This is a genomic window from Flexivirga meconopsidis, assembly GCF_026162425.1.
Taxonomy (GTDB): Bacteria; Actinomycetota; Actinomycetes; order Actinomycetales; family Dermatophilaceae; genus Flexivirga; species Flexivirga meconopsidis.
This window is the reverse complement of record NZ_JAOBQJ010000001.1, coordinates 397,868-417,462: the sequence shown is the minus strand read 5'-3', so window position 1 is coordinate 417,462 and position 19,595 is coordinate 397,868. Positions and strand designations below refer to the sequence as shown.

Here is a 19,595-nt window from a genome sequence, read left to right as displayed (position 1 = left end):
ATACTCCGACTTCTGTTGCCGCCTAAGCTTCCGCACATGGCTACCCGGAAGACACCCTGGCCCGCGGGCACCCCGTGCTGGACCGACTGCGCATTCGAACCGGAGCACCGCGGCATGCACCACGCGCGTGACTTCTACAGCAAACTCTTCGGCTGGCGCATGGAGGAGGGGGCGAAGGAGACCGGTGGCTACACGACCTGCTTCAAGGACGACGAGCCGGCCGCGGCACTCCTGCCCAAGACGGAGCAGGACCAACCCACCGCGTGGGTGACCTACCTGGCCACCGACGACGTGGACGCAACGGTCGCCAAGGTGCGCGACGCCGGCGGCCAGGTCGTCGCCGAGCCGCAGGACGTGCTGACCTTCGGCCGTATGGCGCTGTGCGTGGACCCGACCGGCGCCCTCTTCGGGGTGTGGCAGGCAGGCGACCACATCGGCTTCGGCATCGTCAACGAGCCGGACACCGTCACCTGGAACGACCTGATGACCCGCGATCTGCGGGCCGCAAAAACGTTCTACGCCAGCGTCTTCGGTTACACGTATGACGAGCGCGACGATGCGTACGTCACCATCCAGCTGCCGGACGGCACGGTGGTCGGCGGCATGCACCAGGCCGATCAGCTGGACGCCGACACCCCAGCCAACTGGCTGGTGCACTTCGCGGTCGCCGACCGGGACTCCTCGGCGCAGATCGCGCAGGAGCTCGGCGCCGAGATCCTGATGACCTACGACACCCCCTTCGGTCCGGAGGCGCTCCTGCAGGGCAAGCACGGCGAGGTGTTCACGGTCTTCTCCCCTGCCACGGACGCTCCCGCGGAGTAAGGCCACCGGCGCCTGGCGGAGAGCGCATGGGGTTCTGGGAGACTTTGCCCCATGCGTTCGCTTGCTGACTCCACCCCGCCCATCGCGCTCGGTGCGCTGGACGGTCGCTACCGTGCCGCCGTCGCCCCGCTGGTCGACCACCTGTCGGAGGCCGCGCTCAACCGGCAGCGGGTCAACGTCGAGGTCGAGTGGCTGATCCACCTCACGACCAACGGTGCGGTGCCCGGCGTGCGTGCGCTGACCGACGCCGAGATCGCCGCGCTGCGTGACATTCCGGCGCAGTTCGACACCGCGGACATCGCCGAGCTCGCTGACATCGAGCGCGAGACCGTGCACGACGTCAAGGCGGTCGAGTACTACCTGAAGCGGCGTCTGCCGCAGATCGTCGGCGCCGACGACGCGGTGGACCTCTCCGAGCTGGTCCACTTCGGCTGCACCAGCGAGGACATCAACAACCTGTCCTACGCGCTGATGGTGCAGGGTGCGACGCGTCGGGTGTGGCTGCCGCGGGCGAACGCTCTGGTCGACCAGATCGCAGCAATGGCAAAGGAACTCGCCGATGTGCCGCTGCTCGCGCACACCCACGGCCAGCCCGCGACCCCGACCACGATGGGCAAGGAGCTCGCGGTGCTCGCGCACCGGCTCCGCCGACAACTGCGCCGCATCGAGGCCGCCGAATACCTCGGCAAGATCAACGGCGCGACCGGCACATATGGCGCGCACGTCGAGGCGGTGCCGGACACCGACTGGATCGAGATCTCCCGCACGTTCGTGGAAAACCTTGGGTTGCAGTGGAATCCGCTGACCACTCAGATCGAGAGCCACGACTGGCAGGCCGAGCTCTACAGCGACATCGCCCGCTTCAACGCGATCCTGCACAACCTGGCGACCGATGTGTGGACCTACATCTCGATGGGCTACTTCGCCCAGTCGCGCGGCCAGGGCACCGTCGGGTCCAGCACGATGCCGCACAAGGTCAACCCGATTCGCTTCGAGAACGCCGAGGCCAACCTCGAGGTCAGCAACGGCCTGCTCGACGTGCTTGCCCGCACCCTGGTGACCTCACGGCTGCAGCGCGACCTCACCGACTCCTCGATGCAGCGCAACATCGGCACGGCATACGGGCACTCGCTGCTGGCGATCGACAACGTCGGCCGCGGCCTCTCGGGGCTGGATGCAGTGCCCGCAGCGATGGCCGCCGACCTCGACGCCAACTGGGAGGTGCTCGGCGAGCCGATCCAGTCGGCGATGAGAGCCCTTGGGGCGCAGGGTGTTTCGGGCATGGAGCAGCCCTACGAGCGGCTCAAGGAACTCACCCGCGGACGACGGATCACCGAGGCCGACCTGCGCGACTTCGTGAAGGGCCTCGGCCTGCCGTCCGAGGTCGAGGAGCGTCTCCTGACACTCACTCCGGCGACGTATGTCGGCCTGGCGCCGCAGCTGGTGCGCTACCTCGACGCCTGAGTCAGATCCGGGCGACCAAGTTTTTGATCAGCGACCTGACCGGCCAGAGCGTAGCCGCGGGCAGGGGCGAACACTCCGCTGACCAAACATTGACCCGCTCTTGACCAGCAGATCACCCGATCGTCGGCTTGGCACGGCACGCTCGTGCCCCATGAAGACACTCATGCCCCGCCTCGGTTACACCATCGCCGCCGCCTCGCTGGTCGCCGGAGTCGGCATCGCCGGCGCCGAAGCCCCGGCGCGCGCCGCCGCTACCCTGCCGTCCTGCGCACTGTCGTCGTTGCCGCCAGAGGCGACGACCACCGCCAACCTGATCAAGCAGGGCGGGCCGTTCCCCTACCCGAGCAACGACGGTGTCGTATTCCAGAACCGCGAGGGGATCCTGCCGCAGCAGTCCGCCGGCTACTACCACGAGTACACCGTCAAGACGCCGAACTCCTCCACCCGCGGCGCCCGCCGCATCGTCACCGGCGGTACGCCGCTGACCAGCCCGCCGAACTGGTACTACACCGGCGACCACTACGCGTCGTTCTGCAAGATCACCGGCGTCTGACCGCACCGCAGAGCAAGGCCCACCCGTGCGCGGGTGGGCCTTGCTCTTGTGACGATGGGTGCGGGCGCCCCGACATACCCCCTATGGGTATACTCGAGGGCGAATCGACTCGGAAGAACGGCAGGAACACCAATGGCGGCTTACACCGGCACCAAGGACGACTACCTCAAACGGCTGCGTCGCATCGAGGGCCAGGTCCGCGGGATCCAGCGCATGGTCGAGGACGACACCTACTGCATCGACGTGCTGACCCAGGTCAGCGCGGTCACCAAGGCGCTGCAGACGGTCAGCCTCGGGCTGCTCGAGGACCACGTCGGTCACTGCGTCGTCGACGCCGCACGCGACTCCGACGAGGCAGCCCAGGTGAAGGTGCGCGAGGCGTCCGACGCGATCGCGCGGCTCGTCCGCAGCTGACGCTGCCCTGGTATGGCGAAAGCCCCGTCATACCAGCATCATTCGACAACGGGAGGCATCACCATGACCCAGACCGACATCACCGTGCAGGGCATGACCTGCGGCCACTGCGTCAACGCGGTCACCGAAGAGCTCAAAACCATCGACGGCGTCCGCGACGTCACTGTCCAACTCAACGAAGGCGGCGACTCGCCGGTGCACATCACCAGCGACGGCGACCTCGACCCGCAGGCGATCGCGGCCGCGGTCGACGAGGCGGGCTACCAGCTGGCCTGAGCCCCCGGCAGACGACAACGCCGCGGCCGCATCAGCGGCCGCGGCGTTTTGCGTGCTGGGGGTCAGAGGACGACGGTCTCGTCACCGCATCGGAACGACACCGACATCAGGCCGGGAGTGCCCATCGGGGCGATGAAGTCGAACGTGATCTCCGGCTCCCAGTCGTCGCGGTCCACGCCGGGCTCGCCGACCAGGCCGAGCCACTCGCGCACCCGCTCGGGCGAGCCGGCGATCTGCAGGGACTCCAGCGCCGCGTCGGTGGCGCCGTCCTGCGACGGGTGCTGCTGGCCCGGGGTCCACTCGATGAAGAACGGCACCTGCGGGTCGGACATCGTGCCGCGCACGCCGAGCTGCTTCCAGGTGACCTCGACGCCGTCGGGACGGTGCCGGTTGCCTGGGACCGCCGGACGGCCCACGAGCTGCTCGGCGACCGAGATGTCCTCGACCTCGACGACCCAGCCGAGCCAGCCGCCGCCGGCCTCGGAACGGGCCCGCACGGCCTGCCCGAACGGCGCCTTGTCGGACGCCGGGTGGTCGAGCACCTCGACAACCTCGAGGAAGCGGTGCTCCAGCAACGGGACGATGGAATTGCGGGTGCCGAACCGTGGGTGCAGCCCGCCGTCGACCGGCTCTACGCCCAACATGTCACCGAGCCGCTTCGCAGTCGCGACCAGTCCGTCAGGCTCTGCGGCAAAGACCAGGTGATCAACTCGCATGTCAAGCATCGTGCCACCACGGCGACTAGCCGCTAAACGCGGGTCGGCCGCTGGCGCACCGCCTCATACAACACAATCGCCGCCGATGTGGCCACATTCAGCGAATTTGCCTTGCCCACCATGGGAATTCGGACTCTGACGTCCGCCCGATCGAGCACTTGCGGGGTCAGTCCCTGCTTCTCGGTGCCGACCGTGACCGCGATCGGGCCGGTCAGGTCGACGTCGGTGTGCGTGATGTCGGTGTCCGGGGTCGCGGCCACCACCCGGATGCCGCGCGCTCGCGCCCAGTCGAGCGTCTCGACGGTCGTGGCCGACGCCACCGGGAGGGCGAAGACCGTCCCCTTCGAACCCCGCACCACGTTGGGATTGCCCCAGTCGGTCACCGGGTCGGCGGCAATCACCGCGTCGACCCCTGCGGCGTCCGCGGTGCGCAGCATCGCGCCGAGGTTGCCGGGCTTCTCGACACCCTCGGCGACCAGCACAAACGGGTCGTCCGGCAGCGACAGCCCGTCGAGCGACGTGCCCACCGCCGGCACGACCGCCAGGAACCCGTCCGCGCCCTCGCGGTAGGCAACCTTCTCGAACGCCGCGCGGCTCAGCCTCGCGACGCTCGCGCCCGCCGCACGGGCGGCGTCCACGACGTGCCGCTGCGCGGCCGGGTCGAGCATCAGCTCCGGGCAGTAGAAGAGTTCGCGCGGACGCACGCCGGCGTCGAGCGCGAGACCGAGCTCGTCATACCCCTCGACGAGGGTGAGGCCGGCCTGCTCCCTGCCGCGCCTGCGCCGCAGCGTCTGCAGCGCCTTGAGCCGCGGGTTGGCCGGCGAGGTGATGATCGCGTCCGGCATCTCAGACCAACTGCCGGAGTATGACGGCAGCCCCGTCCTCCTCGACCGGCGCGGTGACCTCGTCGGCGACCGCCTTGACCTCATCCGGCGCCTGGCCCATCGCGACGCCGCGGGCCGCCCACGCCAGCATCTCCAGGTCGTTGCGGTGATCGCCGATCGCGACCGTGTCGCCGGGCTCGACCTGCAGCCTGCGTCGTACCTGCTCCAGAGCCGAAGCCTTCGAGACGCCCTCGGGGTTGATGTCGAGCCAGGCGGTGTAGCCGACCGCGTAGTTGACCCCGTGCAAGCCGAGCCGCTCGACCAGCTCGACGAAATCCTCCGCGGTGCCACTCGGCGACCGGAAGGTGAGGCGGGTGGTCGGCTCGGCGCCGAGCTCCCGCCACGGCACGACCTTCACCGGGCCCATCAACTCGCCGTCGGGGAAGTTGGCACTCACCTTGGTGCCGATGCCCGGCTCCTCGATGCCGACGACTGCGTCGGGCCAGGCGTTCTCCAGCACGTCGAGCACCGGCGCGGGGTCAAAGGTGACCGTGTCGATGACCTCCCAGTCACTCCCGTGGACCCGCGCGAGCACCGCGCCATTGGACGTGACGGCGAATCCCCTTGGCAACTGCAGGGTTTCGAGCACCGGCACGGTGCCGAGGACGCTGCGACCGGTCGCGATCACGACATGGTGCCCGGCGCGCGCGACCGCCTGCACGGCGTCGCGCACCTCGTCGGACATCCGCCCGTCGTGATGCAGCAGGGTGCCGTCGATGTCGAGTGCGACGAGCTTCTTGGTGATCACGCCCCAACCTTAGGGGTCGGCCGGTTGGGGTCGGCGGAACCGTCAGTCACTCTCGGCGAGCGCCTGCCGGAAGCTGAGCTTGCGGCTGGTCTGCATGAGCGAGGAGCGATACATCCGCTCCGCCATACGCAGGATGTAGTAGGCGCCCACTGCGGCAATCCCGAGCGATGCCAGCGGCTCCCACCAGGATGCGTCGCCGGAGACCACTCGGGCCGGCATCGCAATGGTGGAGAAGAGCGGCACGAACGACAGGATCTTCAGCAGCCCTCCGGTGGCCAGGATGCCGCCCAGGAAGATCGCCATCACCAGAGACGTCATCGGCGCGGAGGTCGACTGCACGTCCTCCATGCGGGTTGCCAGTGCGCCGACGACCGCCCAGAGGCTGGCGAGCGCGAGGAAGCCGATCAGGAAGAACGGCAGGAACCAGCCGATCCCTCCGGCGATGGTGCTCAACAGGCCGGCGTTGTCGGTCACGACCAAGCCGCCGACCGCGACGACCGCCAGCAGGCCGACCTGCGCGATCGCGAGCACGGTGTTGCCGACGACCTTGCCGATCAGCAACTGCCGCAACGGGATTGCCGAGGCGATGATCTCGACGATGCGGTTCTGCTTCTCCTCCACGACGCTGTTGGCGATCGCCATACCGAAGAGCAACGCGGCCAGGTAGAACAGGAAGCCGAAGGCGACCGCGGACACTCGGGCCTCGGTGGTGTTGTCGTCGCCCTTGGGTTGCAGCAGGTCGTACTGCAGCTTGGCGCCCTGTTGCAGCGCGTCCAGGCTGGTCCCGGCCGCGGCCGCGTTGCGGGCGATCGCCTGAGTGCTGACCGTCTGGCCGACATACGTTGCCAGCTCGGTGTTGCGGCTGGACTTGCCGATCAGTCGCCAGCCCTTCCCCTGCGGCACCAGCCCCGCGTCGGCCTTGCCGTCCTTGACCGCCTGGTCGACTGCCTGTGTGGAGGCGACGGTCTTTGCCTTGAGTTCGAGGTCGGAGCCGGCCGCATCGGCGGTCTTACCCGACTGCGTGACGATCGAACTCGCCGCCGGGGACGCGACCGCGACGGTCTTGGTCTGCGACTTGCCACCGAGGAAGACCTGTATGCCGAGACCGACGATGATCAGCACGAGCATCAGGCCGGTCGAGACCAGGAAGTTGCGGTCGCGCAGCTTCACCGCGATCTCGCGGGCCGCCACGATGCGCCATACCGAGCCCGTTGTCATGCCGTCACCTCCCGGTAGATGTCGGCGACGCTCGGGACGAGCTCGGCGAGTTCGCGCACCGACCCCCTCCGCATGGCTTCGGCGAGCAGACGGTCGGTGTCCTGCGGTGCGGCAAGTTGCACGATCGCCCGGTCGCCGGCGACATCGACCACCTGCAGCCAGCCGAGGTCCCGCACCCAACCGACGTCTCCACCGGTGACCAGGCGGTGGCGGACCGGGCCGCTGTGGCGCAGGTCGTCCGCGGCGCCGTCGGCCACGACCCGGCCGCGGGACAGGATCACGATGCGGTCGCACAACCGCTCGACCAGGTCGAGCTGATGGGAGGAGAAGAGCACCGGCACGCCGTCACGGGTGAATTCCCGCAGCAACTCGACCATGTCGTCGACCGCCTGCGGGTCGAGGCCGGAGAACGGTTCGTCGAGCACCAGCAGCCGGGGCCGGGCGATGACGGCGGCGATCACCTGCACGCGCTGCTGGTTACCCAGCGAAAGGGACTCCAGCTTGTCTTTCGCGCGCCCGCCCAGACCGAAGCGGTCCAGCAGCAGATCGGCGCTGGATCGAGCCTCGCCGGCCGAAAGCCCTTGCAGCTGACCGAGATAGACCAGCTGGTCGACCACCGGTTGCTTGGGATAAAGGCCGCGCTCCTCCGGCATGTAGCCAAAGGTGCGGCGCTCGGCGGCGGTGACCGGCGCGTCGTTCCAGCGCACCTCGCCGTCGCTGATCCCGAGCACGCCCATGATCATCCGCATGGTGGTGGTCTTGCCGGCGCCGTTGCCACCGACGAAACCAACGAGCAGTCCGTCGGGCACGGTGAACGACACGTGGTCGACCGCGGTCACCTCACCGAATCGCCGGGTCAGTTGATCCACTTGCAGCATCGTCTCGCCTCTCGTCCACCTGCAGCGTTGCCCTCGACGCTAGGGCCGACGGCCGTATGGCGGATCAGCCGCGCGGCTGAGATGCCGGGTCGGGTCAGTCCCCCGGTCGAAGGAGCCCGGCCTCGTAGGCGAAGACGACTGCCTGCACCCGGTCGCGCAGGTGCAGCTTGGAAAGACAGCTCGACACATGGGTTTTCACGGTCGCCTCGCCCAGGAAGAGCTTCCCGGCGATCTCGCCGTTGGACAGTCCGCGCCCGACGAGTTCGAGCACCTCGCGCTCGCGTGGGGTCAGGCGGTCCAGCGCGCCTGCCTGTGCGCGGCCCGAGTCGGCGGACGAGCCGGCAGCCGTCATCCGCTCGATCACCCGCCGGGTGACCTCTGGGGCGAGCAGGGCATGACCGAGGCCAACCGACCGGATCGCCTCGACCAGATCGTCCGGGTCGGTGTTCTTCAGCAGGAAGCCGCTCGCGCCCGCCTGCAGCCCGTCGAAGAGGTAGTCGTCGCGGTCGAAAGTGGTCAGCAGCACCACCTGGCCAAGCCCCTCCGCGACAATCTGCTCGGTCGCCGCGATGCCGTCCAGGACCGGCATCTGCACGTCCATCAGCACCAGATCTGGCCGGAGTTTCCTTGCCATTTCGACGGATTCGGCTCCGTCAGCGGCTTCGCCGACGATTTCGATGTCGTCCTCGACCGACAGCATCATTGCGAACCCACTGCGCACCAGACGCTGGTCGTCGACGACCATCACCCGCAGCGGGGCTGACCCGGGTTGCGACTCGCTCACCAGCGTTTGACGGCCCCGCCGATGCCCGCGGCGAGCATCGCGACCCCCATGATCAGCACCAGCCACAGACCCCACCCGGAGGTGAGACTAGTGTCGAAGCCGCTCGGCATGCCCGAGCTCTTCATCGAGTCGGCGAAATCGCCGCTCTTGTCCCCGATCCAGATCAGCCGGTAGACCGGCAGCCCGATGAGGACCAGTCCGCCGACCGCGGCCGTGATGGCGGCGGGCAGCGCAGCCACCCGTTTACCGAGCCCGCGGACGACCCCGAGTCCGGCCACCAGGAGCGCGACGAGCGACACGACCCAGCCCTCCCACAAGTCGCCGCCCTCGTCGCCGGTCGCCGACGGCGAGCTGGAGCTGTCGGAGCTGCCGTTGTTGCCGTTGGCCTGCTCGTCACAGGCGCCGGCGCCGGCTCCGGTGCCCTTGCAGGACTGGTGGTTGAAGGCGTTGACCGAGGAGCTGATCGACATGCTGGTGCCGAGGTAGGAACCGCTCACCTTCGCGGTGGCCCACGTCCCGAAGCAGCCGATGAAGGCGATGAGCGCGATCGCGACCGGGATCCAGCCGAGCAGGCGCGCCGGCTGGGACAGCTTGTCCGCCACCAGCGGGAAGCACGGCTGGGTGCCCTGCGGGAAGTAGGGCTGCTGACCGGGGTGCGGCTGGCCCGGGACCGGCTGCTGGTACTGCGGCTGCTGCTGGAAGTGCTGCTGCGGTTGCGGCTGGGGTTGCTGGTGCTGCGGCTGCTGGAACTGCGGTTGCGGCTGAGGCTGCGGCGGCTGCTGTGGTTGCGCACCGCTTCGCTGGCCGAAACCTTGCCCGAGTGACTGCGGCGGAGCGGGCGCCCCGGCATACGGCTGTGGTGGAGGGGGTGGCCCCTGCTGCTGCTGCGGCGGCTGCCACGGCCGGCCGTCCGCGCCGATCACCGGCTGCTGGGTGGTCTCCTGCTCCGCCCGGCGCCGTCGCTCGTCGTCGGGAACGCCCGAGGAATTGTGGGACATGCCTTCCTCCCGCTCTGGTATGTCGCTCTCGGGTCACTCTAATCGGGGTGACCTCAACCCACGACGAACGGCAGGCGCACCCGCACCCGGTAACCCGCGGTGGCGCGCGGCCCGATCTCGGCTTCCCCGCCGTGCGCGGCGACGCGCTCGCGCATCCCGGTGAGCCCGAGGCCGGTGCCGCCCGAGCCGGGCACCGCAAGGCCGGCGTCGAGGACCTCGATCTCGGCATACGGCTTGCCGTCCCGGCGATCGAGACGTGCGATGACCTGCGCGCTGCGTGCGGTCGAATGCCGGCGCACGTTGGCAAGCGCCTCCTGCGCGGTGCGGTAGAGGCTGAGCCCGATCCCCGGTGGCAGCTCCCCGGCGAGCGGCGGGTCAGCGTCCACGACCCGGAAGTCGACGTCCAGCCCAGCGGACCGATACTCCTCGACGAGCCGGTCCAGATCGGCGAATCCCGGTGCCGGCGCGCGAGATTCGTCACCGTCGGCGCGCAATGTGCCGAGCAGGGCACGCATCTCGGTGACCGCCGATCGAGACGACTCCTCGATGCCGGCCAGCGCCGTCCGCGCGGCATCGGGTCGTTTGTCGAAGACACGGCGGGCAGCGCCGGCCTGCACGCCGATCACCGACACGTGGTGGGCGACCACGTCGTGCAATTCGCGGGCAATGCGCAGTCGCTCGGCGACCACCGCCTGCTCGCGGAGCGCCCGCGCCTGATCGTCGATGGTGCGCGCCTGCGCCTCGAAGGCTGAGCGCTGCCGGTTCTCCCGCCACGAGATCACCCCGACCAGGATCGCTCCGCCGAAGAAGATGACGTTGACGAGCACGCTGTAGACGATGTTGGCGGCCAGATAGCCGAACAGGCCCTGTGCCGGCCGCTTCGGGATGTCGAGGGCGAGAAACTGCCACGCGACCCAGCCGAACATGAACGTGACCATCAGCCCGACCGCGGCCAGCATCCGACCGCGCGGATGACCCCACGCGACAACGCTGTAGAAGCCGAACAGGTAGGTGATCTGCGCGATGAACGTCGCCATCACCCCGGTCATCGTGACACCGGTGACGAACATCGTCGCGGCCATCAGCACCATGGAGGTGATCGGGTACCGGCGCCGGAAGACGAGCAGACCGCCCGCGACGCTCAGCGCGAGGTATTCCGCCCAGATCGGCCCGCCGTACCGCTCCAGCATGCCCATGCTGCGGGAGAGTTCGAGCCCGAGGAACGCGCCGATCGTGAAGGTCAACGCGATCGCCAGATCCGCGCGCAGCCAGTCCTTCGGCAGCGGGCGCACCCAGGGGTCGCCCACCCCGAAGAACTGCGTCAGCCGGGTCATCACGCGGCAACTGTATGGCGGGAGCCGCGCACCCAGGATCCGTCGCGCGGCGGAGTTGGCCGCGACGGGTCCTTCTTCAGAGCGGCTTCAGCACGTCCGTCCCGAGGAACGGCTGTAGCGCGGCCGGCACCTTGACCGAGCCGTCGGCCTGCTGGTGGTTCTCCAGGATCGCGACCAGCCACCGGGTGGTGGCGAGCGTGCCGTTCAGTGTGGCGACCGGCTCGGTGCGCCCCTCGGGCGTGCGGTAGCGGATGCCGAGCCGGCGCGCCTGGTAGGTGGTGCAGTTGGAGGTCGAGGTCAGCTCGCGGTAGCGACCCTGCGTCGGCACCCACGCCTCGCTGTCGTACTTGCGCGCCGCCGAACCGCCGAGGTCGCCGGCCGCGGTGTCGATCACCCGGTAGGGCAGCTCGACCTTGGCGAGCATCTCCTTCTCCCAGTCGAGCAGCCGCTGGTGCTCGGCCTGCGCGTCGGCCGGGTCGCAGTAGACGAACATCTCCACCTTGTTGAACTGGTGGACGCGGATGATGCCACGGGTGTCCTTGCCGTGCGAGCCGGCTTCGCGGCGGTAGCAGGACGACCAGCCGGCATACCGCTTGGGTCCGCCGGAGATGTCGATGATCTCGCCCTGGTGGTAGCCGGCGAGCGCCACCTCCGAAGTGCCGGTGAGGTAGAGGTCGTCGGCGGGCAGGTGGTAGACGTCCTCATGCGCGTCGAGGTAGCCGGTGCCGTCCATGATCTCCGGCCGCACCAGCGTCGGGGTGATCATCGGGATGAAGCCCTGCTCGACCGCCTGGTTCATCGCCAGGTTGAGCAGCGCCAGTTCAAGACGAGCGCCGACGCCGGTCAGGAAGTAGAACCGGGCACCGCCGACCTTCGCGCCGCGCTCCATGTCGATCGCGCCGAGCTTCTCGCCGAGCGCGAGGTGGTCGAGCGGCTCGAAGTCGAACGTCGTGGGTTCACCGATGTGTTCGAGCACGACGTAGTCGTCCTCGCCGCCGGCCGGCACGCCGTCGAGCACGATGTTGTCGAGCTTCTTCAGCAGTCCGGTGAACTCCGCTCCCTCGTCGTCGGCGGCGGCCTCCCGGCGCTTCACCTCGGCCGCGAGCTCGGTCGCCTTGGCGCGCGCCTCGTCCGCTTCGGCCTGTATTGCGGTGACGTCGCCACCCTGCTTCTTGGCGGCGCCGAGCTTGCCCATGATCGCGCCGACCGACTTGCTGACCGACTTCTGCTCCGCGCGCAGGCTCTCGAACTCCGACAGGGACGCCCGGCGCTTCTCGTCGGCGGCCAGCACCTGGTCAACGAGGCTCTCGTCGGCGCCGCGGGCGCGCTGGCTGGCGCGCACCAGGTCGGGGTTGTCACGCAGAAATTTGATGTCGATCACGAGGGCCAAGGCTACGCGGCGGGACGGCCCCGCCCGCAACCCGATAACGTCACCTCGAACCGACCGGTAACGTCTGGCGATCGTGAGGAGTGGAGCCGTGCGTCGAGGTGCGGTCATCGTCAATCCCACCAAGGTCCCCGACTCCCGCAAACTGCGAGCCGACCTGTCGGCCATCTTCCGTGGCTACGGCTGGGCAGACCCGCTCTGGTGGGACACCACCGTGGAGCAGCCGGGCAAGCAGCAGGCGCTCGAAGCGGTCGAGGCGGGCGTCGACCTGGTCGCTGCCCTCGGCGGCGACGGGACCGTGCGCTGCGTGGCTGCGGGGTTGCTGCCGTCGCGGACACCGCTCGCGGTGCTGGCCTCTGGCACCGGCAATCTGCTCGCCCGGCAGCTCAAACTCCCGGTCGGGCACTTCGAGACCGCGCTTCGCGTCGCGCTCGCCGGCGTCGACCACGAGATCGACGTCATGCGGATCGCGTTGGACGACAACGGTTCTGGCCAGTTCGGCGCAGAGGAGATCGGGCTGGTGATGTCCGGCATCGGGGTCGACGCGGAGATCATGGCCGCCACCACCGAGGAGTTGAAGGGCCGGATCGGCTGGCTCGCCTACCCCGCGGCCGGACTGCGCCAGGTGGTGCACGACCTGGTGCCCGCGACGATCTGCTTCGACGACGGCGTGCAGATCGAGCGGGACGTCACCAGCGTGCTGGTCGGCAACTGCGGCATGTTGCAGGGCGGGATGAAGCTGATGCCGGACGCGGTTGTGGACGACGGGCTGCTCAATGCGGTTGTGGTGCGGGGCAGCGGGATTCGATGGTTGCCGGTCATCGCCAAGGTGCTCACCCGCTCCACACGAGACTCCGAGGCGGTGACCCGTCACCTGTGCCGCGAGGCGACCGTCCGCGTCGACCGACCGACCGGTGTCGAGGTCGACGGCGATGTGATCGGCACCGCGCGCGCCGTCCGGTTCGCGGTCGACCCGGCCGCACTGGTGCTGCGCCTGCCGCGGTGACCGCCCGGCACTTCCGCTTCGCCAGCACCCACCGCGTGGGCGCGGCGCGCGACGACGTTTTCGCCATACTCGCCGAGGGAGAGACGTGGGACCGGTGGTGGCCACAGATCCGCTCCATCACCGCGTATGACGAAACCCGCGGCTCGGTGCACATCCGCAGCGTGCTGCCGCTGACCCTCCGGCTGGAGCTCACCTCCGAGGTCGCGGATCCCGAATCCGGTGTGCTGCGAGCGTCATTGGCCGGCGACCTGGTCGGCTGGTCGCAGTTCGTGCTGACCTCCGACGGCCCGGCGGCGACGTCACTCGCCTACACCCAGGAGGTCGACCTGATGGTCGGCGGCGTGCTCGGGCGGGTGTCGACCTGGCGTGCGATGCGGCCGCTGTTGATCGCCAACCACGCGGCGATGATGCGCTCCGGGATGCGTGGGCTGGAGCGCGCGGCAAGTCACCCCAAGGGATGAGCACAACGGGGGTTTCCCAGCCGTAAGCTCCGGTCGACGCTGTCAGGGAGGCGGCGCGATCGTCGAGGGGGTCGTTTGTGGAGCCGCTGCCGGTGCCGGATGGGCTGGAGGCCGACGTCGAGCGGTTGCGCCGGGGCTGGAAACGCCCGTACGCCATACGGATCGGGCTTGCGGTGCTGGTCGCGATCCCGCTCGAGATCTTCCTGTTCACCGTTGTCCTGCCGAGCCCGCCGCACCACGATCGCGAGCACCACCGCTCGGCGGCCGGGCTGGTCATCGGGCTGGTCGTCGCGGCGGTGATCGTCGCCGGGTACGTGATCTTCGTGCGCCGCCTCTTCCGGCGCTACCGCGGGTCGCTCGCGCCACTGCAGTTGGCGCTGCCCTTCCGGAAGCGGCGGCAGTTGGCCAAGTCGGTCCGATCGGGTCGGCCCAGTTCCGACCCGCTGCTGCGCTACCTGGGGACCCGGTCCGCGCGGCTGCTGGTCGTGCAACAGCGGCACACGTGGCGTCGGTCCGTGCCGTTCGGGCTGTTGATCTTCGGGATCAACGTGCCGCTGCAGTGGAACTCCAACCGAAAACTCGCGCTCTTCATGCTTTGCATGCTGGCGATCTTTCTGCTGTCTCTACCACTCACCCTGCGCCTCCACCGAGCCGCAGGGCGCTACCTGCGCGCGGTCGGCATCGACCCGGACGAGCTCTACCGCACCCGCAAGCAGCAACCGGGGGCGGTGGGTCGGTGAGAAAGGGCACCACGGCGTTGTGTCTGATCGTCGGCCCGCGTGAACTGACACCGAGGTAGCACTCGTTGTCGCTATAAAGCCGCTTTAGCGACCGCAACTGCTACCTCGGTGCCAGCGCGCGAATGACGTGAGCCGCGACCTCGGCGGGTGCCCACCCCGCCGCCGCGGTCAGGCGCGTAGCTTCGGGTCGCCCCACTGATCATCGAGGCCGAGCACCACGCTCGCGATCCAGGCGATCCCGGCGGCGGTCTCCTCGGGCGTGCCCGACGGGTGGATGACGTGACTGAGCACCGTGCGCACCACGACGTCGACGCCGACGTCGAGCTGGGCGCGGGTGAGCCGCAACTCGAAGCGGAGCATGCCCTCGGTGATGGCTTCCTTGGCCAGGGTCAGCAGCGCCTCGCTGTCGGTGGTCAGCAGCGGCAGCAGCTCGGACTCGGCGCCGTGCGAGCCGGCGATCACCGCGTGCAGCAGCGGGTTCTCCAGGCTGAGCCGAAGCACATTGAGCGCGGCGCCGTGGATCGCGCCGACCGGGTCACTCGGGCTGGCCTCGAAGCCGTCGAACACCCGGCCCAGGAAGACCTGCAACTCGCCGAGCACCAGCTGCTGGGCAAGCGCGGGCTTGCTGCCGAACTCGTTGTAGACCGTCTGCCGGGACACGCCGACCTCGTCGGCGAGCCGGGACATGGTGACCTTCGACCAGCCCTCGCTGATCGTCAGCCGCGACGCCGCGCCGAGCAGTTGCGAGCGCAGCGTGTCGGCATCGGAGCGGGCGGGAGCGGTCACGCGCACCAGTCTAGGCGCGGTCGTGGTCTCCTCGATCGGCTGGGCGCTCATCACCGCCACCTCACGCGACGACCGCATCGGCAGCGGCGGCCTCGGCGAGCGCATCCTCGAACGGCGCCTGCCCCACGATGTGCCGGCGGTAGCGCATGATCTCGCGTTGGCCGTTGATGGTGAACGCACCGACCACCCGGTCACCGCGCCGGTAGAGCGCGAGGAACCGCTCCACCTCGGGTCGTATGACGCGCACCTCGTCCGCACTCGGCACACCGACGAACTGCAGCCGGTGCCCGTGCCAGTCGGACCAGAAGTAGGGAACGGTCTGCAGCGGACGCGCGGCCGACGGGTCGAGCAGGTGCCGTGCGGCGGCCGCGCCCTGCTCGGCGGCGCTCGTCCAGTGCTCCAGGCGCAGCACGTCGTCGCCGAAGACCGAGTGCGGTGAGTGCGCGACGTCGCCCGCGGCGTACACACCGGGTGCACCGGTGGCGAGGGTGGCGTCGACCAGCACGCCGCCGTCGGAGTGCAGCGGCAGTCCGGAGTCGCGCAGCCAGCCGGTGGCCGGTCGGGCGCCGATGCCGAGCACGACGAGGTCGGCGGGCACGTGGCTGCCGTCGCTGAGGCTCAATCCGGTGACACCGGAAGGCGATTGGTGCACCTGGGTGACCTGGGTGCCGACCCGCAGGTCGACGCCGGCCGTGCGGTGCAACCGGGTGAGCACGTCGGCGACGGCTCCGCCGACCGAGCGGGTCAGCGGCTGCGGCGCGGCCTCGATCACGGTGACCGGCAGATCCCGTGCCCGGGCCGCCGACGCGACCTCGGACCCGATGAAGCCGGCGCCGATGACCGCGACGCGGGCACCGGCGTCGAGCGCAGCCCGGATCGCGAGCGCGTCCTGCGCCGTACGCAACGGGTGGACCCCCGCGACGCCCGCGCCCATCGGCCACGCGTTGGCCGCGGCGCCGGTGGCGATGATCAGCCCGTCATACCCGATGCGCTCGGTCCCGACGATCACCTCGCGGCGGTCGACGTCGAGCCCGGTGGCCGGCGTGCCGAGCCGCAACTCGACGCCGAGCTCGTCGCGCAGGTGCCCCTCGGCGTGGAACGGCAGCACCTGCGCCGGGTTGTCGGCGCACAGCAGCGCCTTCGACAGCGGCGGCCGGTCGTATGGCGCCGATTGCTCCGCCCCGATCAGCGTGATCGGGTCGGTGCAGCCCGCCCGCCGGGCGGCCTCGACGGCGCGCAGCCCGGCGAGCGAGGCTCCCACAACGACCAGTCGCATGGCTGCCTCAGTCCTGCAGAGTGAGCGCGAGCACCGGGCAGGAGTCGACCGCGGCCTGCAGGTCCTGCCGGCGTGACTCGTCCGGCGAGGGGTCGTGGATCACGACGTGACCCTCGGGCCCGACCTCGAAGATGTCCGGGGCCATCGCCTCGCACATCCCGAGGCCCTCGCACTGTGCGATGTCGGCAACGATCTGCATCACGCCACCCCGGTCTTGCTGACCGGCACGAAGTCGAGCTTCTCGCGGACACCGCAGTCGGGGCAGCACCAGGTGTCGGGGATCTGGTCCCACGGGGTGCCGGCCGGGAAGCCTTCGCGCGGCGCGCCGACGGCTTCGTCATACACGTAACCGCATCCGGGGCAGCGCCCGCCGTGGTTGGCGCTCTGGTCGTGCGCGGACTTGTCGACTCGCAGCGGAGCCGCGTTGATCGGGGTCGGGTCGATCGCCTTGCCGTACTTGGCCAGGACCTTGTCCCGCTTGCGCGGCGAGATGTTGGCCTGCGAGATGTCGCCGTCGAAGTGCGCGAGCACCCGCGGGTCCATCACCTTGCGCCAGATCGCGGGCACGATCGCGAGCACGATCATCCCGGCATACCCGGTGGGCAGCACCGGCGACTCCTTGTAGTCGCGCAGCGCCTGGTAGCGCCGGGTCGGGTTGGCGTGGTGGTCGCTGTGCCGCTGCAGGTGGTAGAGCAGCACGTTGGTCGCGATGTTGTTGGAGTTCCAGCTGTGGCTGGGGTCGACCCGCTCGTAGCGCTCCTTGCCGGCCGGGCCGACCTTCTTGCGCAGCATGCCGTAGTGCTCCATGTAGTTGACGACCTCGAGCAGCGAGAAGCCGACGACTGCCTGGATCAGCAGGTAGGGAAGGATGCCGATCCCGAGGAAGGCCATCAGCACGCCCCACAGCACGGCGGTCATCAGCCAGGCGTTGAGCACGTCGTTGCCGATGTGGAACGGGTGGGTGCCCCGTCGGGCGTAGCGCTTCTTCTCCAGGTTCCAGGCGCTCTTCAGCGATCCGCTGACGGTGCGCGGCCAGAACTGGTAGAAGTTCTCGCCGACACGGCTGCTGGCCGGGTCCTCCTGGGTGGCGACCCGCACGTGGTGGCCGCGGTTGTGCTCGATGTAGAAGTGGCCGTAGGCGCTCTGCGCGAGGGCGATCTTGGACAGCCACCGCTCGTGGCTCTCCTTCTTGTGGCCGAGCTCGTGGGCGGTGTTGATGCCGATGCCGCCGACGCAGCCGATCGAGATGGAGACCGCGATCTTGTCGATCACGCTGAGGTCCCACGGCTGGACGAACCGCTCGCCCAGGTTGGTGGCGACCCAGTCGGATCCGCCGGTGAGGTTGAGGATCTCACCGACCGGGTTGTAGCCGGCGACCAGCATCATCACGCCGATCAGGCCGAGGTACTGCAGCGGCAGGTACATGTAGACGACCCACCGGTAGTACTTGTCGTTCTCCAGCGCCTCGATCACGTCGTCGGGCGGGTTGTCCTGGTCCAGACCGGCGACCAGGTCGATCGCCGGGACGATGCCGAGGATCAGGATCGGCCCGGTCCACAGCAGCACCGACCATCCGGTCAGCGCGTAGAGCACGTAGATCGCCACGAACGCCGAAGGGATCACCAGGCCGATCAGCCAGAGGTAACGCTTCTTGTCTTTCCACCCTTCGGTGGAACCGTCCGGCACGGTGCCGGATGCATCCATTATCGCCATGGTGTGACTCCCATCACGTTTGCGGTTTACAAAAGAGTGCCGTTTGTAAACCGTGGGTGTCAAGGGGTATGGCGAAAGCGATCCGCAACGCCCTACGTTCACGTAACCCACAGGTTCGGCGTGCCGGGTTCCGGTCGCGCCCGGCGGATCGGCCGTTCATAATCGGCTGCAGGGGTGCTTCGCCTCTCACGGGACCACGACGTCGACGCAGAAGAGCTGAGGGCGATGACCAACCAAGGCGGCGCACACCGCGCCTCCCGCCAAAAGGGGACCGCAGCGATCGTGGCGGGCTGCCTGATCGCCGCGGGCGGCGTCGGTGCCGTGGCGTGGAGCCTGCGACCGGACTCCTCCACCGAGGGCAACGCCGCAACGGCGTCATCGGTCTCGGCCTCCGACACGGGGACGAACAGCTCGGGTTCGGGCAGCTCCTCCGGTGCCGCCGGGTCGTCGAAGGCGTCGAAGTCGGGCTCGGCATCGCAGGGGTCTGCCGCCAAGGAGTCGAAGGGGTCCGCCGCGAAGAGCGCCACCAACGGTTCGTCGTCCGCGAAGAAGTCCGGCGGGTCGTCGCCGCAGAGCACGGTGCCGCCCAACAACTCCGTGCTGCCCAACCCGACCGGGCAGAGCAAGCGCGAGCCGATCGCGAATCCCGCTGGCGCTACCTGCATTCCGTCCAGCATGACGGTCGCCTCGGTCGGCATCTCCGGCGAAAGCGTGGTCCCGATGGGCACCAACTCGCAGGGCCAGATCTACCCGCCCGCGCGCACCACGATGTGGTACAACCGCTCCGCTCAGCCGGGCCAGAACGGCATCGCCGTCATCGCCGGACACGTGACGTATGACGGGCCGGACAACTTCTACAACCTGCGCAAGGTCGGCATCGGCTCCGCGGTCACGGTGAGTTGCACCAACGGCAAGACCGTCAGCCTCCGGGTCACCGGAAAGGAGTCGGTGCCGAAGACGAAACTGACCACGGATCAACGGGTTTGGGGCGGCAGCGCCACTCCGGTGGTGACGCTGGTGACCTGTGACAACACCTCGAAGATGGTCAACGGCCACTACCTGAACAACTACGTCGTCTGGACCCGTCCCGCCTGATCCGAGGTATGCCGTGAGCCGCGGTGAGGACCGCAGTCGACC

22 protein-coding genes are annotated in these 19,595 nt (G+C 69.2%); 9 read left to right on the top strand and 13 right to left on the bottom strand.

Going from position 1 to position 19,595, the window contains the following annotated elements:
• The first annotated feature begins 36 nt into the window (after nt 1–36).
• From N2M23_RS02045 to N2M23_RS02025, 5 genes are all read left to right on the top strand, one after another.
• Nucleotides 37–822: a VOC family protein gene (locus N2M23_RS02045; protein WP_265442912.1), complete on the top strand. Its 786-nt coding sequence runs from the start codon at nt 37–39 to the stop codon at nt 820–822.
• Nucleotides 823–873: 51 nt separating this feature from the next.
• Nucleotides 874–2,286: an adenylosuccinate lyase gene (purB, locus tag N2M23_RS02040; protein ID WP_265442910.1), complete on the top strand. Its 1,413-nt coding sequence runs from the start codon at nt 874–876 to the stop codon at nt 2,284–2,286.
• A 151-nt stretch (nt 2,287–2,437) separates the two neighbouring features.
• Complete coding sequence (locus tag N2M23_RS02035; protein WP_265442909.1) at nt 2,438–2,839, top strand: guanyl-specific ribonuclease; 402 nt, start codon at nt 2,438–2,440, stop codon at nt 2,837–2,839.
• Between the two features lie 132 nt (nt 2,840–2,971).
• The gene (locus tag N2M23_RS02030) at nt 2,972–3,253 is read left to right on the top strand and encodes a metal-sensitive transcriptional regulator (protein ID WP_265442906.1); all 282 of its coding nucleotides are present in this window, start codon (nt 2,972–2,974) and stop codon (nt 3,251–3,253) included.
• 63 nt (nt 3,254–3,316) lie between these two features.
• Nucleotides 3,317–3,529, top strand: coding sequence for a heavy-metal-associated domain-containing protein (locus tag N2M23_RS02025; protein ID WP_265442904.1), 213 nt, complete (start codon nt 3,317–3,319; stop codon nt 3,527–3,529).
• Nucleotides 3,530–3,591: 62 nt separating this feature from the next.
• Here the strand turns inward: N2M23_RS02025 and N2M23_RS02020 are convergent, their stop codons facing one another.
• The 9 genes from N2M23_RS02020 to serS all read right to left on the bottom strand — a co-directional run bounded on the left by N2M23_RS02020 (nt 3,592) and on the right by serS (nt 12,470).
• A complete protein-coding gene (locus N2M23_RS02020; RefSeq protein ID WP_265442902.1) occupies nt 3,592–4,245 on the bottom strand; it encodes a VOC family protein in 654 nt (217 codons plus the stop codon).
• 32 nt (nt 4,246–4,277) lie between these two features.
• On the bottom strand, nt 4,278–5,090 hold the full coding sequence (locus N2M23_RS02015) for a TrmH family RNA methyltransferase (RefSeq protein WP_265442901.1): 813 nt from the start codon (nt 5,088–5,090) through the stop codon (nt 4,278–4,280).
• Between the two features lies 1 nt (nt 5,091).
• On the bottom strand, nt 5,092–5,877 hold the full coding sequence (locus tag N2M23_RS02010) for an HAD family hydrolase (protein WP_341870574.1): 786 nt from the start codon (nt 5,875–5,877) through the stop codon (nt 5,092–5,094).
• A gap of 42 nt (nt 5,878–5,919) precedes the next feature.
• Complete coding sequence (locus N2M23_RS02005; RefSeq protein WP_265442900.1) at nt 5,920–7,095, bottom strand: ABC transporter permease; 1,176 nt, start codon at nt 7,093–7,095, stop codon at nt 5,920–5,922.
• On the bottom strand, nt 7,092–7,973 hold the full coding sequence (locus tag N2M23_RS02000) for an ABC transporter ATP-binding protein (RefSeq protein WP_265442898.1): 882 nt from the start codon (nt 7,971–7,973) through the stop codon (nt 7,092–7,094). The genes N2M23_RS02005 and N2M23_RS02000 overlap by 4 nt, the downstream gene beginning before the upstream one ends.
• 94 nt (nt 7,974–8,067) lie before the next feature.
• The gene (locus N2M23_RS01995) at nt 8,068–8,718 is read right to left on the bottom strand and encodes a response regulator (RefSeq protein WP_265443870.1); all 651 of its coding nucleotides are present in this window, start codon (nt 8,716–8,718) and stop codon (nt 8,068–8,070) included.
• Nucleotides 8,719–8,753: 35 nt separating this feature from the next.
• Entirely contained in the window at nt 8,754–9,755 is a 1,002-nt protein-coding gene (locus tag N2M23_RS01990; RefSeq protein ID WP_265442896.1) for a hypothetical protein, read from the bottom strand.
• A gap of 53 nt (nt 9,756–9,808) precedes the next feature.
• On the bottom strand, nt 9,809–11,089 hold the full coding sequence (locus tag N2M23_RS01985) for a sensor histidine kinase (protein ID WP_265443867.1): 1,281 nt from the start codon (nt 11,087–11,089) through the stop codon (nt 9,809–9,811).
• Nucleotides 11,090–11,165: 76 nt separating this feature from the next.
• The gene (gene serS / locus N2M23_RS01980; RefSeq protein ID WP_265442895.1) at nt 11,166–12,470 is read right to left on the bottom strand and encodes a serine--tRNA ligase; all 1,305 of its coding nucleotides are present in this window, start codon (nt 12,468–12,470) and stop codon (nt 11,166–11,168) included.
• Between the two features lie 97 nt (nt 12,471–12,567).
• Between serS and N2M23_RS01975 the strand changes: the two genes are divergently transcribed.
• From N2M23_RS01975 to N2M23_RS01965, 3 genes are all read left to right on the top strand, one after another.
• A complete protein-coding gene (locus tag N2M23_RS01975; RefSeq protein WP_265442894.1) occupies nt 12,568–13,482 on the top strand; it encodes a diacylglycerol/lipid kinase family protein in 915 nt (304 codons plus the stop codon).
• Nucleotides 13,479–13,943, top strand: a complete 465-nt coding sequence (locus tag N2M23_RS01970) for an SRPBCC family protein (protein WP_265442893.1) — start codon at nt 13,479–13,481, stop codon at nt 13,941–13,943. Before N2M23_RS01975 ends, N2M23_RS01970 begins: the two co-directional genes overlap by 4 nt.
• 77 nt (nt 13,944–14,020) lie before the next feature.
• Nucleotides 14,021–14,683: a hypothetical protein gene (locus tag N2M23_RS01965; RefSeq protein ID WP_265442892.1), complete on the top strand. Its 663-nt coding sequence runs from the start codon at nt 14,021–14,023 to the stop codon at nt 14,681–14,683.
• Between the two features lie 168 nt (nt 14,684–14,851).
• Here the strand turns inward: N2M23_RS01965 and N2M23_RS01960 are convergent, their stop codons facing one another.
• Genes N2M23_RS01960 through N2M23_RS21090 form a run of 4 tightly spaced genes read right to left on the bottom strand, consistent with a single transcriptional unit; the run spans nt 14,852 to nt 18,449 of the window.
• Nucleotides 14,852–15,520, bottom strand: coding sequence for a TetR/AcrR family transcriptional regulator (locus N2M23_RS01960; protein WP_265442890.1), 669 nt, complete (start codon nt 15,518–15,520; stop codon nt 14,852–14,854).
• A gap of 10 nt (nt 15,521–15,530) precedes the next feature.
• The gene (locus N2M23_RS01955) at nt 15,531–16,745 is read right to left on the bottom strand and encodes an NAD(P)/FAD-dependent oxidoreductase (RefSeq protein WP_265442889.1); all 1,215 of its coding nucleotides are present in this window, start codon (nt 16,743–16,745) and stop codon (nt 15,531–15,533) included.
• Nucleotides 16,746–16,752: 7 nt separating this feature from the next.
• Nucleotides 16,753–16,944, bottom strand: a complete 192-nt coding sequence (locus N2M23_RS01950) for a ferredoxin (RefSeq protein WP_265442887.1) — start codon at nt 16,942–16,944, stop codon at nt 16,753–16,755.
• Nucleotides 16,944–18,449, bottom strand: coding sequence for a fatty acid desaturase (locus tag N2M23_RS21090; protein WP_425270171.1), 1,506 nt, complete (start codon nt 18,447–18,449; stop codon nt 16,944–16,946). The genes N2M23_RS01950 and N2M23_RS21090 overlap by 1 nt, the downstream gene beginning before the upstream one ends.
• Nucleotides 18,450–18,683: 234 nt before the next feature.
• Here N2M23_RS21090 and N2M23_RS01935 point away from each other — a divergent pair, with 234 nt between their 5' ends.
• Nucleotides 18,684–19,553, top strand: a complete 870-nt coding sequence (locus N2M23_RS01935) for a class F sortase (protein WP_265442885.1) — start codon at nt 18,684–18,686, stop codon at nt 19,551–19,553.
• Nucleotides 19,554–19,595 lie beyond the last annotated feature (42 nt).

Coding starts and splice junctions, on each gene's coding strand:
- N2M23_RS02045 (WP_265442912.1), top strand. CDS start 37: ATGGCTACCCGGAAGACACCCTGGCCCGCGGGCACCCCGTGCTGGACC.
- purB (WP_265442910.1), top strand. CDS start 874: ATGCGTTCGCTTGCTGACTCCACCCCGCCCATCGCGCTCGGTGCGCTG.
- N2M23_RS02035 (WP_265442909.1), top strand. CDS start 2,438: ATGAAGACACTCATGCCCCGCCTCGGTTACACCATCGCCGCCGCCTCG.
- N2M23_RS02030 (WP_265442906.1), top strand. CDS start 2,972: ATGGCGGCTTACACCGGCACCAAGGACGACTACCTCAAACGGCTGCGT.
- N2M23_RS02025 (WP_265442904.1), top strand. CDS start 3,317: ATGACCCAGACCGACATCACCGTGCAGGGCATGACCTGCGGCCACTGC.
- N2M23_RS02020 (WP_265442902.1), bottom strand. CDS start 4,245: ATGCGAGTTGATCACCTGGTCTTTGCCGCAGAGCCTGACGGACTGGTC.
- N2M23_RS02015 (WP_265442901.1), bottom strand. CDS start 5,090: ATGCCGGACGCGATCATCACCTCGCCGGCCAACCCGCGGCTCAAGGCG.
- N2M23_RS02005 (WP_265442900.1), bottom strand. CDS start 7,095: ATGACAACGGGCTCGGTATGGCGCATCGTGGCGGCCCGCGAGATCGCG.
- N2M23_RS02000 (WP_265442898.1), bottom strand. CDS start 7,973: ATGCTGCAAGTGGATCAACTGACCCGGCGATTCGGTGAGGTGACCGCG.
- N2M23_RS01995 (WP_265443870.1), bottom strand. CDS start 8,718: ATGGTCGTCGACGACCAGCGTCTGGTGCGCAGTGGGTTCGCAATGATG.
- N2M23_RS01990 (WP_265442896.1), bottom strand. CDS start 9,755: ATGTCCCACAATTCCTCGGGCGTTCCCGACGACGAGCGACGGCGCCGG.
- N2M23_RS01985 (WP_265443867.1), bottom strand. CDS start 11,089: ATGACCCGGCTGACGCAGTTCTTCGGGGTGGGCGACCCCTGGGTGCGC.
- N2M23_RS01960 (WP_265442890.1), bottom strand. CDS start 15,520: ATGAGCGCCCAGCCGATCGAGGAGACCACGACCGCGCCTAGACTGGTG.
- N2M23_RS01955 (WP_265442889.1), bottom strand. CDS start 16,745: ATGCGACTGGTCGTTGTGGGAGCCTCGCTCGCCGGGCTGCGCGCCGTC.
- N2M23_RS01950 (WP_265442887.1), bottom strand. CDS start 16,944: ATGCAGATCGTTGCCGACATCGCACAGTGCGAGGGCCTCGGGATGTGC.
- N2M23_RS21090 (WP_425270171.1), bottom strand. CDS start 18,449: ATGGATGCATCCGGCACCGTGCCGGACGGTTCCACCGAAGGGTGGAAA.
- N2M23_RS01935 (WP_265442885.1), top strand. CDS start 18,684: ATGACCAACCAAGGCGGCGCACACCGCGCCTCCCGCCAAAAGGGGACC.